Raw genomic sequence first — 13,956 nt, 5'->3', positions numbered from 1 at the left:
GACAGATGACGCAGGTGGCAGAGCAGCCGGGCAGTACTGCCGGGCGGCTCGGCTCGGTGGTGCTGGAATGCCCGGACCCACTCGAGCTCGCCCAGTTCTACTCAGCGCTGCTGGGGCTGGACATCGACGAGAACGGTGACGACGACTGGCGGAGCCTGACCGGCCCCGGCTCCTCGCTCGGGTTCTCGACGCTGGCCTTCCGGCGCTCGGAGCAGTACGTGCCGGCCACCTGGCCCGGCACCGACGCGCAGGATCTCCATCTCGACCTGATCGTCGAGGACCTCTCGAGCGGTCACGCGACCGTGGTCGCCCTCGGCGCCGAACCGCTCGACCCACTGGACCCGCCGCCCGCGGAGAACGCGCGCGGCTGGCGGATCTACGCCGACCCGGCGGGCCACCCGTTCCGGATCTGCCTCGAGTAACCCGTCGAAGGCCCGCCCCACCCGGGGCGGGCCTTCGCATGTTCAGACCCAGGCGCTGCTGCCCGTGAACGGGAAGTGCCGCCCCTCGACGTACGCCGGCCGCGGCTGGTAGCTGTTCACCCCCGGTGCACCGCGCAGGTGGAACGCACTCGGGTACGGCGTCTCCGGGTCGGTGATCCGCGTCGACGTCGGGATGTAGCGGATCGTCAGCCCGCAGCGCCGGTTCGGCGACGTGTTCGCGTTGCTGCCGTGGACGATGTTCGGGTGATGGACCTCGACGTCGCCGGGCGCCAGCACCATGTCGACCGCCTCGTTCTCGTCGACCTCGACCGCGATCTCCTTGCCGAGCACGCTCTCGACCTCGGTGTTGTCGCGCATCCCCGCCACCCCGGACAGGTGGCTGCCCGGGACGACGCGCACGCATCCGTTCTCCGGTGTCGAGTGGTCGACGGCCAGCCACAGCGTCACCACCTCCATCGGGTCGAGCGGCCAGAAGGCGGCGTCCTGATGCCACAGCACCGGCTGTCCGGAGTACGGCGGCTTGGAGATGTAGTGGGAGGCGAACAGCGCGATGTCCGGTCCGACGAACCGCTGGGCGATGTCGACGAGCCGGTCGTCGCTCACCAGCCGCACCCAGAACGGGTCGTCGCGCAGGTACACATGCCCGAGTTGCTCGGGCCGTACGTCGGGATGCCGGGCCTGTAGCCATTCGACATGATCGTTCACTTCCTTGATCAGCTCGTGGTCGATGACATCGCGGAAGATGACGTAGCCGTCTGTTTCGAACATGCTTCCAGCGTGCGGTTCGGGGTCCCGGCATACTAGCAATGGGCTGACGGGAATTTGTACTGTGTTGACGTGACTCACGTGCTGCGGTTCGAGGCGCACGCGTTCGGCCGGCCGTACCACGCGGCGCGGGTGCGGATCCCGGCCCGCTCCCGCGACACCGAGCTGCACACCCACGCGGACTTCCACGAGTTCATGGGCATCGTGTCCGGCAGCGGCGAGCACCTGCTGACGACCGGCGTCGAACAGCTCCGCCCGGGGGATGTGGTCCTGGTCCGCCCGAGCGACCGGCATGCGGTCCGCGGCTCGATGCCGGACGGCCTCGAGTTCGTCAACGTCGCCTTCCCGAGCTCGATCTGGCAAGGCTTCCTCGACCTGACCCGCACCGCGAGCTGGTCGTCCCGCGGCCCGGTCACCTTCCACCAGCCGCTGGCGATCCCCGTCTTCGAGCAGGCCCTGGCCCGCTTCCAGGACAGCCCGAGCTCGTACGACCTGCTGCGCTTCTGGATCGAGCTGCTGGAACGGCTCGTGCCGACCGGCACCACGGCTCCCGGCGTACCCGACTGGCTGGCCAGGGCGTGTACTGCGATGCGTGCCGAGCAGAACCTGCGCGGCGGCGTACCCCGGCTGCTCGAGCTCGCCGGCGTCAGTCCCGCCCACCTGTCCCGCTCGATGCGCACCGCGTACGGTGTCACGCCGACGGCCTTCGTCACCGATCTGCGCCTCGAACACGCCGCATCCTTGCTAGCGGCAACCAACACCCCGATCGCCGCCATCGCCGCTCGCTGCGGATTCACCAGCCAGTCGTACTTCACCCGCACCTTCACCGCGGCCCACGAGCTCCCACCCCGCGACTTCCGCCGCCGCTCGCAGCGCGCCTTCGTGCCCTAGAGCGATTCGAGGTATGCGATCGCGTCCGACTGCTTGAACCATTTCGCCCACCCGAGCACGTCGGCGTTGAAGCGCGGATCGGTCGACGACAGGTCGGCGCCGCGCTCGACCAGGAACTTGAGTGTGTCCAGCGTGCCGGTTCCGGCCGCAAGGTGCGCTGCGGTGAAGCCGTCCGGCGTGCGCTCGTCGACGCCGAAGCCCAGGTCGGCGAGTTTCGGGATGACCTCCCATCGCTGCGCTGCGGCGGCCTCCGCGAGAAGCGCCGGTCGCGCGGCCGCTGTGACCTCACCTGCGAGGGCGGCCGCGAACGGGTCCTCGGGGTGCACTCCCCGATAGAAGTCGCGAACGGTGCCGACCTCCGCGCCGTGATGGATCAGTTCGTCCAGGATGTGCAGCGCGAAGGATGTGCCATCGTGCTCGGCGTACAGCCCCGCGGGCTCGCCCATCGGGCGGTCGAGGACGTCCTGGCTGAGCGCGGCGAGACGGCGCCGCCAGACGTCGTACGCATGATCCAGCGCGGTCAGAGCATCCGACGCGGAGCCCGGCACGGGCGGCTGGCCGTCCTCCGGGTCGGGCTGGTTACCGAACCAGGTGGCCGTGCGGTCCTCCTGCAGGATGTCGACGATGTGAGTGATCCGCCACGCCAGTGTGGTGAACGGCGCCGGCTCCGGCGGGATCAGGCTGCCGTCGGGGACATACCCGTCCGCGGTCTCGCGCACCGACCAGCAGCCGTCGAACGGTTCCCAGAAGTACTCATCGTCGGTGAGACCCTGCACCCGGTCCCGCAGGCGCTGCCAGGCGAAGTCGGACAGGTCCAGGAGATTCTGCGAGAGCGTCGTCATGGAGCCACCGTAGGACGACCTGCGGACAGGATCGGTCCGCAGGTCGAGGCATAATCGCATGACCATGGATACCGCGGCCAGATTGCTCCGCTTGCTCTCCTTGCTGCACTCGCGCCCCCAGTGGGACGGCGCCGAGCTGGCATCGAGGCTGGACGTCACGCCGCGGACCGTACGGCGGGACGTGACGCGCCTGCGCTCGCTGGGCTACCCGGTCGACGCCGAGGCCGGGATCGGCGGCGGCTACCGCCTCGGCCCGGGCGGACGGCTTCCACCGCTGCTGCTCGAGGACGAGGAGGCTGTCGCGATCGCGGTCGGCCTGCGCGTCGCGACGACCACGACCGTGTCGGGCGTCGAGGAAGCCGCGATCTCGGCGCTGGCCAAACTTCATCAGGTCCTGCCCACCCGGTTGCAGGAGCGGGTCGCGGCCATCGGCGCGCACACCACGCAACTGCCGCAGGGAGAGTTGCCCCAGGTCGACGGCGAGGTGCTGGTAACTCTGGCCGCCGGTTGCCGTCATATCGAAGGGATCCGGTTCCGCTATCGGACGCACGACGGCAGTGAGTCCGAGCGCAGCGTCGAGCCGCTGCAGATCGTGCATACCGGCCGCCGCTGGTACCTCGTAGCCCGTGACCGCGATCGCCAGGCCTGGCGCACGTTCCGCGTCGACCGCATCAGCGAGCCTGTGCTGACCGGATCGCGCTACCGGTTCGAGGACCCGCCCGACCCGGTCGCGCTAGTTGCCGAGGGCACCGGAGTGGCGCCGTGGGACATCGTCGCCCGGGTCCGCGTACACACCGACGCGGCGACCGTCGCCCGGCTCATTCCGCCGAGCCAGGGCGTGGTCGACCCCATCGACGCGAACACCTGCGAGGTCCGTTTAGCCGCGAACGACCTGGGCCCCCTCGTCTCAGGGGTCATCCGCATCCACTGGCCGTTCGAGATCCTCGAACCACCCGAACTCCGCGCCGCCGTCCACGAACACGCCCGCCGCCTGCTCGAGAGCTAGGCGTCTGCCAACGCCTTCCGGATCCGCTTCTCCGAGATCGGGTACGGCGTACCGAGCGTCTGCGCGAACAGGCTGATCCGCAGCTCCTCGAGCATCCACCGGACCTCGAGCAGCTCGGGGCTCGGGTACTTGCCGGTCGGCACGGCGCGCAAACGCTTCTCGTACTCGTCGGTGAGCGTCTGGACGATGGCCATGCCGGAGCGGTCGCGCGCCGCGTTCTCGCCGAGCTTGTCGAGCCGTTGCTCCATACCGCGCAGGTAACGCACCAGGTCCGGGAGCCGCTTGGCGCCGGTCTCGGTGATGAAGCCCGGGTGGACCAGCCGTTCGAGCTGACCGCGGACGTCGGACAACGCTACGATCAGCGCCGGGCTCGACGCGCGCGAGATCTGCTTGTCGACGGTCCGGGCATGCCCGAGCACCTGCTCCACCTGCTGCAGGATCGTCAGCACGGTGTCGGCAAGGTCCGACCGTACGGCGTCACGCAGGATCGCGAACGCCGTGAGGTTCCACGCCGGACCACCCGCGGCCGTCATCAACTGATCGACGGCCGCGCCGATCGCGTCGTCCAGCAACTCGCCGACATTGCGATGCGGACCCGCCATCAGCGTCATCTTCTGCTGGTTGCTCAGCTGCCGCTGCACGACGTCGATCACCGAGGGCATCGTCAGCAGCAAGAGCCGGCGCGTGCCCGCCCACATCGCGGCGGCCTGATCGCGCTCGGTCTCCTGCAGCCGGATCGCGACTGTCTTGCCCTCGTCGACGAGTGCCGGGTAGCCGGCCACCGTCAGGCCGTTGCGGCGTTCGGAGAAGCTGCGCGGCAGGTCACCGAACGTCCAGTCGGTCAGCCCGGACTTCTCCAGCCCACTGACCGCCTTCGACGCGACCTGCGAGATCGCCGCCGTGGTCTTCGGCTTCAGCTTCTCCTTCAGCTTCGCGAGGTCCTTGCTCTCAGCAACAGTCTTGTGCTTGTCGTCCTCGACCCGGAACGTCATCCGCAGATGCTCCGGCACCCGGCTCCAGTCCCAGTCGCCCGGCTCGATCACGACACCGCGCAGCTCCCGCAGCGCGCGAGCCATCGCATCGGTGAGCGGCCCGGAGGCCGGGTCCAGCTCGGGCAGGATCTGGCGGGCGTGATCCGGCGCCGGCACGATGTTGCGCCGGATGGTCTTCGGCAAGGACTTGATCAGGGTGGTGACCAGTTCCTCGCGGAAGCCCGGCACGCTCCACTCGAATCCGTCCGCGGTGACCTGGTTGAGCACGAGCAGCGGGATGTGGACCGTCACACCGTCCGCGTCCGTACCCGGCTCGAACGCATACGTCAGGTCGAAGGTCATCCCGTTCTGCACCCAATGCAGCGGGAACTCCTCCTCCTTGACCTCCGCGCCCTCGCGAACCACGAGCGACCGCTCGAAGTCGAGCAGGTCGTGATCGCGTTGCCGCGCGGTCTTCCACCAGGTGTCGAAGTGCCGTCCGGTGACGACCTCGGGGCCGATCCGCTCGTCGTAGAACGCGAACAGCGTCTCGTCGTCGACGAGCAGGTCACGGCGCCGGGTGCGCTCCTCGAGCTCCTCGACTTCCTCGATCAGCTTGCGGTTCTCGTGGAAGAACTTGTGGTGCGTGTCCCAGTCACCCTCGACCAGCGCGTGCCGGATGAACAGCTCGCGCGATACCTCCGGGTCGACCTTGCCGTAGTTCACCTTGCGTCTGGCAACGATCGGTACGCCGTACAGCGTGACCTTCTCGTACGCCATCACGGCGCCGGCTTTGCGTTCCCAGTGCGGTTCGGAGTACGACCGTTTGATCAGGTGCGGTGCGAGGTCCTCGGCCCACTCGGGCTCGATCTTCGCGTTCACCCGCGCCCACAACCGCGAAGTCTCGACCAGCTCGGCGGCCATCACGAACTGCGGCGGCTTCTTGAACAGGCCGGAGCCGGGAAAGATCGCGAACTTGGTGCCGCGGGCGCCGATGTACTGATGCTGGTTGGCGGGGTCCTTCATTCCGAGATGCGACAGCAGGCCCGACATCAGCGAGATGTGCACGCTCTGCGGGTCGGCGGGCTCGCCGCTGTTGAGCTTGACGCCGATCTGGGACGCGACCTGACGGAGCTGGGCGTAGATGTCCTGCCACTCGCGGACGCGCAAGTAGTTGAGGTACTCGCTGCGGCACATCCGGCGGAACTGGTTGCCGGACAGCTCCTTCTGCTGCTTCTTCAGGTAGCTCCAGAGGTTCAGATAGCCGAGGAAGTCGCTGTTCGGATCGCGGAACCGGGCGTGTGCCTGCTGGGCCTGCGCCTCGGCGTCCGTCGGTCGCTCGCGCGGGTCCTGGATGGACAGCGCCGCGGCGATGACCATGACCTCGCGGACGCACGCGTGCTTGTCGGCCTCGACGATCATCCGGGCCAGCCGCGGATCCAGCGGGATCTGGGCGAGCTGGCGGCCGATCGGGGTCAGCCGGCCGCCCTTCGGGGTGTCGATCGCGCCGAGTTCGGTGAGCAGTTGCAGGCCGTCGGTGATACTGCGTTTGTCGGGCTCGTCGATGAACGGGAAGGCCGCGATGTCGCCGAGCCCGATCGCGGTCATCTGCAGGATGACCGAGGCCAGGTTCGTGCGCAGGATCTCCGGGTCGGTGAACTCGGGGCGGTTCTCGAAGTCCTCTTCGGAGTACAGCCGGATGCAGATGCCGTCGCTGGTCCGGCCGCTGCGGCCCTTGCGCTGGTTGGCGCTCGCCTGCGAGACCGGCTCGATCGGCAGGTGCTGAACCTTGGTGCGGTGGCTGTAGCGCGAGATGCGCGCCGTACCGGGATCGATGACGTACTTGATGCCGGGGACGGTCAGCGAGGTCTCGGCGACGTTGGTCGCGAGCACGATCCGACGGCTCGAGTGCGATTGGAAGACCCGGTGCTGCTCGGCGTTCGAGAGCCGGGCGTAGAGCGGCAGGATCTCCGTCGTACGCCGTTCGCCGCGGAACTTGTCGTTCAGCGCGTCGGCGGTGTCGCGGATCTCCCGCTCACCGCTGAGGAACACCAGGATGTCGCCGTCGGCCTCGTACTCGAGCTCGTCGACCGCGTCCAGGATCGCCTGGGTCTGGTCGCGGTCGATCGTCGCCGGGTCCTCCGGGTCGTTGACCGGCCGGTACCGCACCTCGACCGGATAGGTCCGGCCGGACACCTCGACGATCGGGGCCGGGTTGCCCTGCGCGTCGGCGAAGTGCGCGGCGAAGCGCTCCGGGTCGATGGTCGCCGAGGTGATGATGACCTTGAGGTCGGGGCGGCGGGGGAGGAGGCGCTTGAGGTAGCCGAGGATGAAATCGATGTTCAGGCTGCGCTCGTGTGCCTCGTCGATGATGAGGGTGTCGTAGCGGGTGAGGTCGCGGTCGCGCTGGAGCTCGTTCAGCAGGATGCCGTCGGTCATCAGTTTCACCAGCGACCGCTCGCTGACCTTGTCGGTGAACCGGACGGCGAAACCGATCGTCTCGCCGAGCTCGGTGCCGAGCTCTTCGGCGATCCGCTCGGCGACCGTCCGCGCGGCGAGCCGGCGGGGCTGGGTATGTCCGATCATGCCGCGGATGCCGCGCCCGAGCTCGAGACAGATCTTGGGGATCTGGGTCGTCTTGCCCGAACCGGTCTCACCGGCGACCACCACTACCTGGTTGTCGCGGATCGCCGCCGCGATCTCGTCCTTCAGCTGGCTGACCGGCAGCTCTTCCGGATAGGTGATCTCCGGTACGGCGTTCCGCCGGAGCTCGACCCTGCGCTCGGCCTGCTCGATCGCGCCGAGCACTCCGTGCAGCGCCTGCTCACGCTTCCGGGCTTCCTTGGTGGTCCGGACGCGCTCCAGCCGCTTCCCCAACTGCTCCCGGTCGTACGCCGTGAGCTCGTCCAACCGAGCAACCGCATCCGCCAGACTCACTCCGTCGCTGGAGGAGCCGTCGCCGGTGGGCGCGGGAGTGGGGGTCTTGGCCGCCGACCTCGGCCTGCGGCGACGGGGTCGCCGAGTGGCGACTGGGTCCTTGGAAGGAACTGGGGATGGACTCGGGGACTCGGTCCGGGCATCAGGCATAACCAGTCCAGTTTAGGCGGCCACGCCCAGCCACTCACCCGGATTACCGCAGGTGGCCCGCCAGCGCCTTCAACGCCGCGATCTGCTCCGGGATCGGCGTGCCGACGAGGTTGAGGTCCCAGTCCACCCGAGCGATCCCTTCGGCGGCCGCCCGCTGCAGGTCGTCGAGGATCGCCTCGGGTGTGAAACCCACCGGCCCCTGCAGCATCGGATGCGGTTTCATCGGCCCCGCCCGGAGGATGATCGGCCCCGAACCGCCCGCCTCGTGATACCAGCTGATCGCCGCACACGTGGACTCCCAGTCGCGATGCGCAAGCGTCAGCCCGTCCGCGATCCGGGCAGCACGTTCGATCGCCGGCCGCGCGACCCCACCGCCGTACAGCGTCAGCGGCGCCACCGGCTTCGGCCCGAGCGTCGCCATCGGCACGGTGTAATGCTCGCCGCTGAACTCGACCGGATCAGGCCCCCAGCAAGCCCGCAGTACGGCGACCGACTCCTCGAAGGCCGCCACCCGCCCGCGCGCCGGCACGCCGGCGGCGACGAACTCCTCCGGCAGCCAACCGAGCGCGATGCCCAGGTCCATCCGGCCGCCGGAGAGCTGATCGATGGTCGCAACCCGCCGCGCCAGCACGACCGGCTGCTGGAACAGCGGCACGAGTACGGCGGTGTGCAACCGCACCCGCTCGGTCCGCGCCGCGACGTACGTCAGCGTCTCCAAGGCGTCGTACGCCGACTCCCTCGGCAACCCGGCGTGGTTCACCCAATCCGGCGCCGCCGGCACCAGCAGCCGCTCGAAGACCGACACCGCCGCGAATCCGAGCTCCTCGGCGGCCGTCGCGACCTCGACGACCGCATCCGGCCCGCGCAGCCCGACCACCGGCAGCCCGACGCCAACCTCGGGATATGACATCGGCAGTTCCTTCCGCTCCGGGGCACCCCGAAGGCGCCCGTTCACCCGAGGGTCGGAGCGGGTTCCGCGTTCTTGCGCTCAGTCGTGCGGCGACGGGACCTTGACGGCGAGAACCGGGACGGGCGACTCGAGCAGAACGCGCTGAGCGGTGCTGCCGAGGATCAGCTTGCCGACGGGGGAGCGGCGACGGAGACCGAGCACGATCAGGCCGACGTCCTCCGCAGCGGCCGCCTTGAGCAGCGCGCCGGCCACATCACCTTCGGTGACCGCCTGCTGGATCGTCACCTCGACGCCCTGCTCGCGCAGCTTGGCCTCGGCGGCAGCCATCTCGTCGGCGTTGGCGTAGCGGGCGTCGATGTAGGAGTCGCCACGGCTGGTGTTCAGCAGCAGGACCGAGGCGCCGCGCAGCTCGGCCTCGGTCGCCGCAGCGGCCAGCGCCGCCTCACCTTCGGGCGTTGGTACGTATCCGACGAGAATCTTCACAGCACCCACTCTCCCATCAATCGCCGCCACCGCAGGACAAGTGTCGTGCGGAGATGAGAAAGAAGGACGCGGTTCTACGGTCTGTTCACGGCGGGGTGAGTTGGCTGCGCAGGACCTTGCCGGTGGCGTTGCGCGGGAACTCGTCGAGGATGATGATCTGGCGCGGGGTCTTGTAGCGGGCAAGGCTCGCTTTCACATGCGCGATCAGTTCGTCCTCGGTCGCCGGCCCGCGCAGTACGACGTACGCCACGAGACGTTGACCGAAATCCTCGTCCGGTACGCCGGTGACGACCGCCTCGGCGACCGCGGGGTACGCCGCGAGGCACTCCTCGACCTCGACCGGGTACACGTTCTCGCCGCCGGAGACGATCATGTCGTCCTCGCGACCGTCGACGAACAACCGGCCGGCCTTGTCGAGATGGCCGAGATCGCCGGTGCTCATCCGGCCGTCGACCACGGTCTTGCTCGATCCGTCGGAGTACCCACCGAACACCAGCCCGCCACCTGCGAAGATTCGCCCGGTCGTGCCGGTCGGCACCTCGCGGTCCTGGTCGTCGAGGATCCGGATCGAGCTCCCGAGGCATGGGCGACCGACCGTGCCGGGCGCGTCGAGCAGGTCCGCGGAGTTGGCGATCGTGGCGATGCCGACCTCGCTCGACCCGTACGCGTCACAGAGCACCGGACCGAACCGCTCGATGAACCGCTCGGCCAGTGGCACACCAAGCTGCGATGCCCCGGAGATCACGGCCCGCAACGAACGCAGGTCGTACTCCGCGATCGCCTCCGGCCCCAACTCGAGCAACCGCCGCAACATCACCGGCACGGCGACCACCGCACCCGCTCGAGTCGTTTGCACATCCTCGAGCAAGGTCGCGGCGTCGAACCGCGGCCGCAACACCAACGGCGCCCCGAGAAACAACGCCAGCATCGACGTCAACAACCCGAGGCCGTGAAACAGCGGCGGCCCGATAACCACCGGCTCACCGGACCGCACCCCGAACCGACTGAGCGCACTGGCCGTCAACCCCGCCAATCCCAGCGCGGTCGGCACCCGCGGCGCCGCCTTCGGCGTGCCCGTCGTCCCGGACGTGAGAATGGTGATGTGCCCGGGCGTCGGAGGAGCTGGCGCACTCGGGGCTCGGCTGTCCGCGAGCTCGTCCAGGCCGGCAGGGCTTGCCAGGACGGCCGGGAGCTCGGCCGGAGCGGCGAACTCCGGATCGTGGACGAGGAGGTGCGGGTGGTGGCGTCCCAGGACCGACTTGAGTTGCGGCGGGGCGAACTCGGTGTTGACGAAGAGGACGTCGGCACCGATCCGGGACGCAGCTAGCGTCGCCTCCAGGAAGCCGATGTGGTTTCGGCAGAGCACGGCGACCTTGCTCCCGGCAACGATGTCGTATTGCGCGTGGAGGCCGGCCGCGATCCGCTCGCACCGGCGGTCCAGCTCGGCGTACGTGAGCCGGCGGTCACCCGAGATCACCGCCGCGCGATCGGGATACCGGATCGCCGCGATCACCCCGAGCGCGGCCATCGACTGCCCCCAGGTCCGCAGCGCGCGCTCGATCCGCACGAGCTGCGCCGGCCCGGCCGATCGCCAGACCCCGGACCGGATCAGCGCGACCGACAGCTCGCCGACCTCGGCCGCCCCCTGGATCAGCCACTCCGGTGGACGCATCGGCCCGATCGGGCGGATCGCTCTCATCGCTTCTTCCCGCCTCCGGTACGCCGGAAGTACTGCTCGAGGAGCCGGTCCGTCGGCACCCGCAACAAGTTGCCCACGGCATCGGCCGGCCGGACGAACGGTGGGGTGATGTTGTGCGGCCGCTCCGCCACCGCCGTACACACCTGATCGGCGGCCTGCTCGGGCGTGAGGCCCGGCATCTTGTTGAGCAGGGGCGTCGGCTCACTCATCCGGGTGTGCACGAGCCCCATGTACACGGTCGACGTCGTCACCCCGTCCCCGCGCACCTCTTGCGCCACGCAGCGCAGCCACACGTCAAAGGCACTCTTCGAGGCCAGGTACGCCGACCACCGCGCCATCGGCGGAGTCCGCACCCCGGCCGTCGACACGTTCACGATGTGACCCGACCGGCGCTCACGCATCGACGGGAGCAACTCGAGCACGAGCTTCGCCGGGCCGAGGTAGTTGATCGCGTTGGTCCGCTCGATGTCGTGGAACCGCTGATACGTATCCGCGACCGACCGCCTGATCGACTTGCCCGCGTTGCTTACCAGTACGTCGACCCGCTCGTGCTCGGCCAGTACCGTCCGCACGAGCTCCTCGACCGCCGCAGGGTCGGCAAGGTTCGCCGGATAGACGTACGCCGACCCGCCCGCGGCCCGGATCTCGTCGGCCACGACCTGCAACTGTTCCCTGGTCCGCGCCACGAGCAACACCGTCGCTCCGGCCGCAGCCAACCGTCGTGCGGTCGCCTCGCCGATGCCGTACGACGAGCCGGTCACCAGGATCACCTTGTCCCGCACGGCAGCGGCCAACCGTTCGTCGGAGATCCCGGTCCGCCCGTTGGTCAGCGCGACAAGCAACGGCCAGCCGAACGGACGCTTCCCAGTCACCATGCGGCCGACATTACCCGCTGGTAGCCACGCGCGGGAGGCCTAACCGATTCTTTGCAACCACTCCCGTACCAGTGCGCCGAGCAACTCAGGCTGCTCGATCTGCAAGTTGTGCCCGGCCACATCGAGGACGGCGAACGTCGCGCGCGGGTAGTGGGGGAGCAGTTCGTACCAGTCCTCGTACCCGGTGACCGCATCCTGCCGCCCGCACAGCACCAACGTCGGCCGGGTGTAGACCGGCCCGCTCTCCGGAGCTGTCGACAGCGCCCAGTTCTCCTGGATCCGGTCCATGGCAGCCAGGTCCGCGATCGCGACACCGGGTGCGACATCGGCGCGATAGGCGGCCAGCGCGGCCGCGGTCTGGACCACCGCCAGCTCGGTGAAGTCTTCGCCCTCGGTCAGCGATTCGAGCACACCCGGCTCGGTCCGCAGTACGACGTGTTCGGGCACCTTCCGGTCCTTGTGCCAGAGCGTGCCGGTCGGGCAGATCAAGCCCATGCCCAGGATCTGCTCGGGGCGCTCGGCGACCAGCCCGCGGGACAGGTATCCGCCGTACGACTCGCCCATGAGCAGGAACGGCTCGTCACCGATCTGCTCGTCGATGAACTCCCGGACCGCGGCCATGATCCCGTCGGAGCTGTCGATGTCTCCGGCCGGGCTCTGGCCCATCGCGGGCAGGTCGGGGTAGAGCCGCCGGTATCCGGTCAGTTGGCTGAAGATCGGTTCGAGGCAGCCGGTCATCAGCCGGTGGTCGGGAGTCCAGCCGTGCAACGCAAGAACCGGAACGCCCTCACCGAAGGCCACATGGTGCAGAGTCATGCAGGAGGTTTTAGCAATCGCTCCGGACGGTTTTAGAGTCGACCCCATGGCCCGTCGCTCAGCATTGCCCCCGATTCCCGACTTCGCCGTCCTTCGTTCCCGTCTCGATCGCGCCCGCGAGGCCGCGGCGGGCACCGGTCTGGTGATCGCGCCGGGCTCGGATCTGCGCTACTTGATCGGTCAGCCGGGGGGTTCGTTCGAGCGGCTCACCGCGCTGCTGATCCCTGCGGACGGTTCCCCGGCGCTCGTCGTGCCGAAGCTCGAGGCGCCGGGGTTCACCGGCTTGGAAGAGCTCGGGGTCGACGTCATCACTTGGGTGGACGGTGTGGATCCGTACAACCTGGCGGCCGAGCGGCTCGGTGGTGTTGACCGGGTCGCGGTCAGCGACTTCACGCCGGCGCTGCATGTGCTGGCGATCCGCGACGCATTGCCGAAGGCCGAGCAGGTGCTGGCCGGGCCGATCGTCCGGGAGTTGCGGATGCGCAAGGACGCGGCCGAGATCGAGGCCTTGCGGAAGGCGGGCGCGGCGATCGACCGGGTTCATGCCCGCGTCGGCGAGTGGCTGCGGCCGGGGCGGACGGAGGCGGAGGTCGGCGCCGACATCGCCGCTGCGATCGTCGAGGAGGGCCACACCGAGGCGGACTTCGTGATCGTCGCGAGCGGTCCGAACGGCGCCAGCCCGCACCATGCGCTGTCCGAGCGGGTCATCGAGTCCGGGGACGTGGTGGTCGTCGACATCGGCGGACCAGTTGCCGAGGGCTACAACTCCGACTCGACCCGCACGTACGCCGTCGGCGCACCGCGGGACGCCGACGTGACCGCGACGTACGCCGTACTGCAGCAGGCTCAGCAGGCCGCGGTGGACGCCGTTCGGCCTGGTGCGACCGCGGAGTCGATCGACGCGGCCGCGCGGGACGTGATCGCGGCGGCGGGCTTCGGTGAGTACTTCATCCACCGGACCGGGCACGGGATCGGGCTGGACGTGCACGAGGAGCCGTACATCGTGGCGGGTAACGACCTGCCGCTCGAGGCGGGGATGGCGTTCAGTGTCGAGCCGGGCATCTATCAGCCGGGCCGCTGGGGTGCGCGGATCGAGGACATCGTCGTGGTCACCGCGGACGGTGGCGAGTCGATGAACAACCAGCCGCACGACCTCGTGGTGCTCTGA

General features: G+C 69.2%; 12 protein-coding genes. 4 read left to right on the top strand and 8 right to left on the bottom strand.

Annotated features, from left to right (window positions below; genetic code table 11):
* The first annotated feature begins 5 nt into the window (after positions 1 to 5).
* Positions 6 to 422 carry a VOC family protein gene (locus AB0J62_RS12740; protein ID WP_134100734.1) on the top strand — a complete coding sequence of 139 codons (417 nt, stop codon included), beginning with the start codon at positions 6 to 8 and terminating at the stop codon, positions 420 to 422.
* Between the two features lie 42 nt (positions 423 to 464).
* Here the strand turns inward: AB0J62_RS12740 and AB0J62_RS12735 are convergent, their stop codons facing one another.
* A complete protein-coding gene (locus AB0J62_RS12735) occupies positions 465 to 1,211 on the bottom strand; it encodes a phytanoyl-CoA dioxygenase family protein (RefSeq protein WP_363868387.1) in 747 nt (248 codons plus the stop codon).
* A gap of 69 nt (positions 1,212 to 1,280) precedes the next feature.
* Between AB0J62_RS12735 and AB0J62_RS12730 the strand changes: the two genes are divergently transcribed.
* Positions 1,281 to 2,099 (top strand): AraC family transcriptional regulator, encoded by an 819-nt coding sequence (locus AB0J62_RS12730; RefSeq protein WP_363868384.1) that lies wholly within the window; start codon positions 1,281 to 1,283, stop codon positions 2,097 to 2,099.
* Here the strand turns inward: AB0J62_RS12730 and AB0J62_RS12725 are convergent.
* A complete protein-coding gene (locus AB0J62_RS12725; protein WP_363868381.1) occupies positions 2,096 to 2,941 on the bottom strand; it encodes a DinB family protein in 846 nt (281 codons plus the stop codon). The genes AB0J62_RS12730 and AB0J62_RS12725 overlap by 4 nt on opposite strands.
* 58 nt (positions 2,942 to 2,999) lie before the next feature.
* Here AB0J62_RS12725 and AB0J62_RS12720 point away from each other — a divergent pair, with 58 nt between their 5' ends.
* The gene (locus AB0J62_RS12720; RefSeq protein WP_363868378.1) at positions 3,000 to 3,947 is read left to right on the top strand and encodes a WYL domain-containing protein; all 948 of its coding nucleotides are present in this window, start codon (positions 3,000 to 3,002) and stop codon (positions 3,945 to 3,947) included.
* Here AB0J62_RS12720 and hrpA read toward each other — a convergent pair.
* The 6 genes from hrpA to AB0J62_RS12690 form a co-directional block, all read right to left on the bottom strand.
* Positions 3,944 to 7,828 (bottom strand): ATP-dependent RNA helicase HrpA, encoded by a 3,885-nt coding sequence (gene hrpA / locus AB0J62_RS12715; protein ID WP_363868375.1) that lies wholly within the window; start codon positions 7,826 to 7,828, stop codon positions 3,944 to 3,946. The two genes, AB0J62_RS12720 and hrpA, sit on opposite strands and share 4 nt — an antisense overlap.
* Before the next feature lie 220 nt (positions 7,829 to 8,048).
* The gene (locus tag AB0J62_RS12710) at positions 8,049 to 8,915 is read right to left on the bottom strand and encodes a TIGR03619 family F420-dependent LLM class oxidoreductase (RefSeq protein WP_363868372.1); all 867 of its coding nucleotides are present in this window, start codon (positions 8,913 to 8,915) and stop codon (positions 8,049 to 8,051) included.
* A 78-nt stretch (positions 8,916 to 8,993) separates the two neighbouring features.
* On the bottom strand, positions 8,994 to 9,398 hold the full coding sequence (locus AB0J62_RS12705) for a universal stress protein (protein ID WP_363868369.1): 405 nt from the start codon (positions 9,396 to 9,398) through the stop codon (positions 8,994 to 8,996).
* A gap of 85 nt (positions 9,399 to 9,483) precedes the next feature.
* On the bottom strand, positions 9,484 to 11,097 hold the full coding sequence (locus AB0J62_RS12700; protein WP_363868365.1) for an AMP-binding protein: 1,614 nt from the start codon (positions 11,095 to 11,097) through the stop codon (positions 9,484 to 9,486).
* Positions 11,094 to 11,972: an SDR family NAD(P)-dependent oxidoreductase gene (locus AB0J62_RS12695; RefSeq protein WP_363868362.1), complete on the bottom strand. Its 879-nt coding sequence runs from the start codon at positions 11,970 to 11,972 to the stop codon at positions 11,094 to 11,096. Before AB0J62_RS12695 ends, AB0J62_RS12700 begins: the two co-directional genes overlap by 4 nt.
* Positions 11,973 to 12,011: 39 nt before the next feature.
* Positions 12,012 to 12,788 carry an alpha/beta hydrolase gene (locus tag AB0J62_RS12690; RefSeq protein WP_363868359.1) on the bottom strand — a complete coding sequence of 259 codons (777 nt, stop codon included), beginning with the start codon at positions 12,786 to 12,788 and terminating at the stop codon, positions 12,012 to 12,014.
* A 46-nt stretch (positions 12,789 to 12,834) separates the two neighbouring features.
* Here AB0J62_RS12690 and AB0J62_RS12685 point away from each other — a divergent pair, with 46 nt between their 5' ends.
* Positions 12,835 to 13,956 carry a Xaa-Pro peptidase family protein gene (locus tag AB0J62_RS12685; protein ID WP_363868355.1) on the top strand — a complete coding sequence of 374 codons (1,122 nt, stop codon included), beginning with the start codon at positions 12,835 to 12,837 and terminating at the stop codon, positions 13,954 to 13,956.

It is taken from the genome of Kribbella sp. NPDC049584 (genome assembly GCF_040675555.1).
GTDB lineage: Bacteria > Actinomycetota > Actinomycetes > Propionibacteriales > Kribbellaceae > Kribbella.
This window is presented reverse-complemented; position numbering and strand designations above follow the sequence as displayed.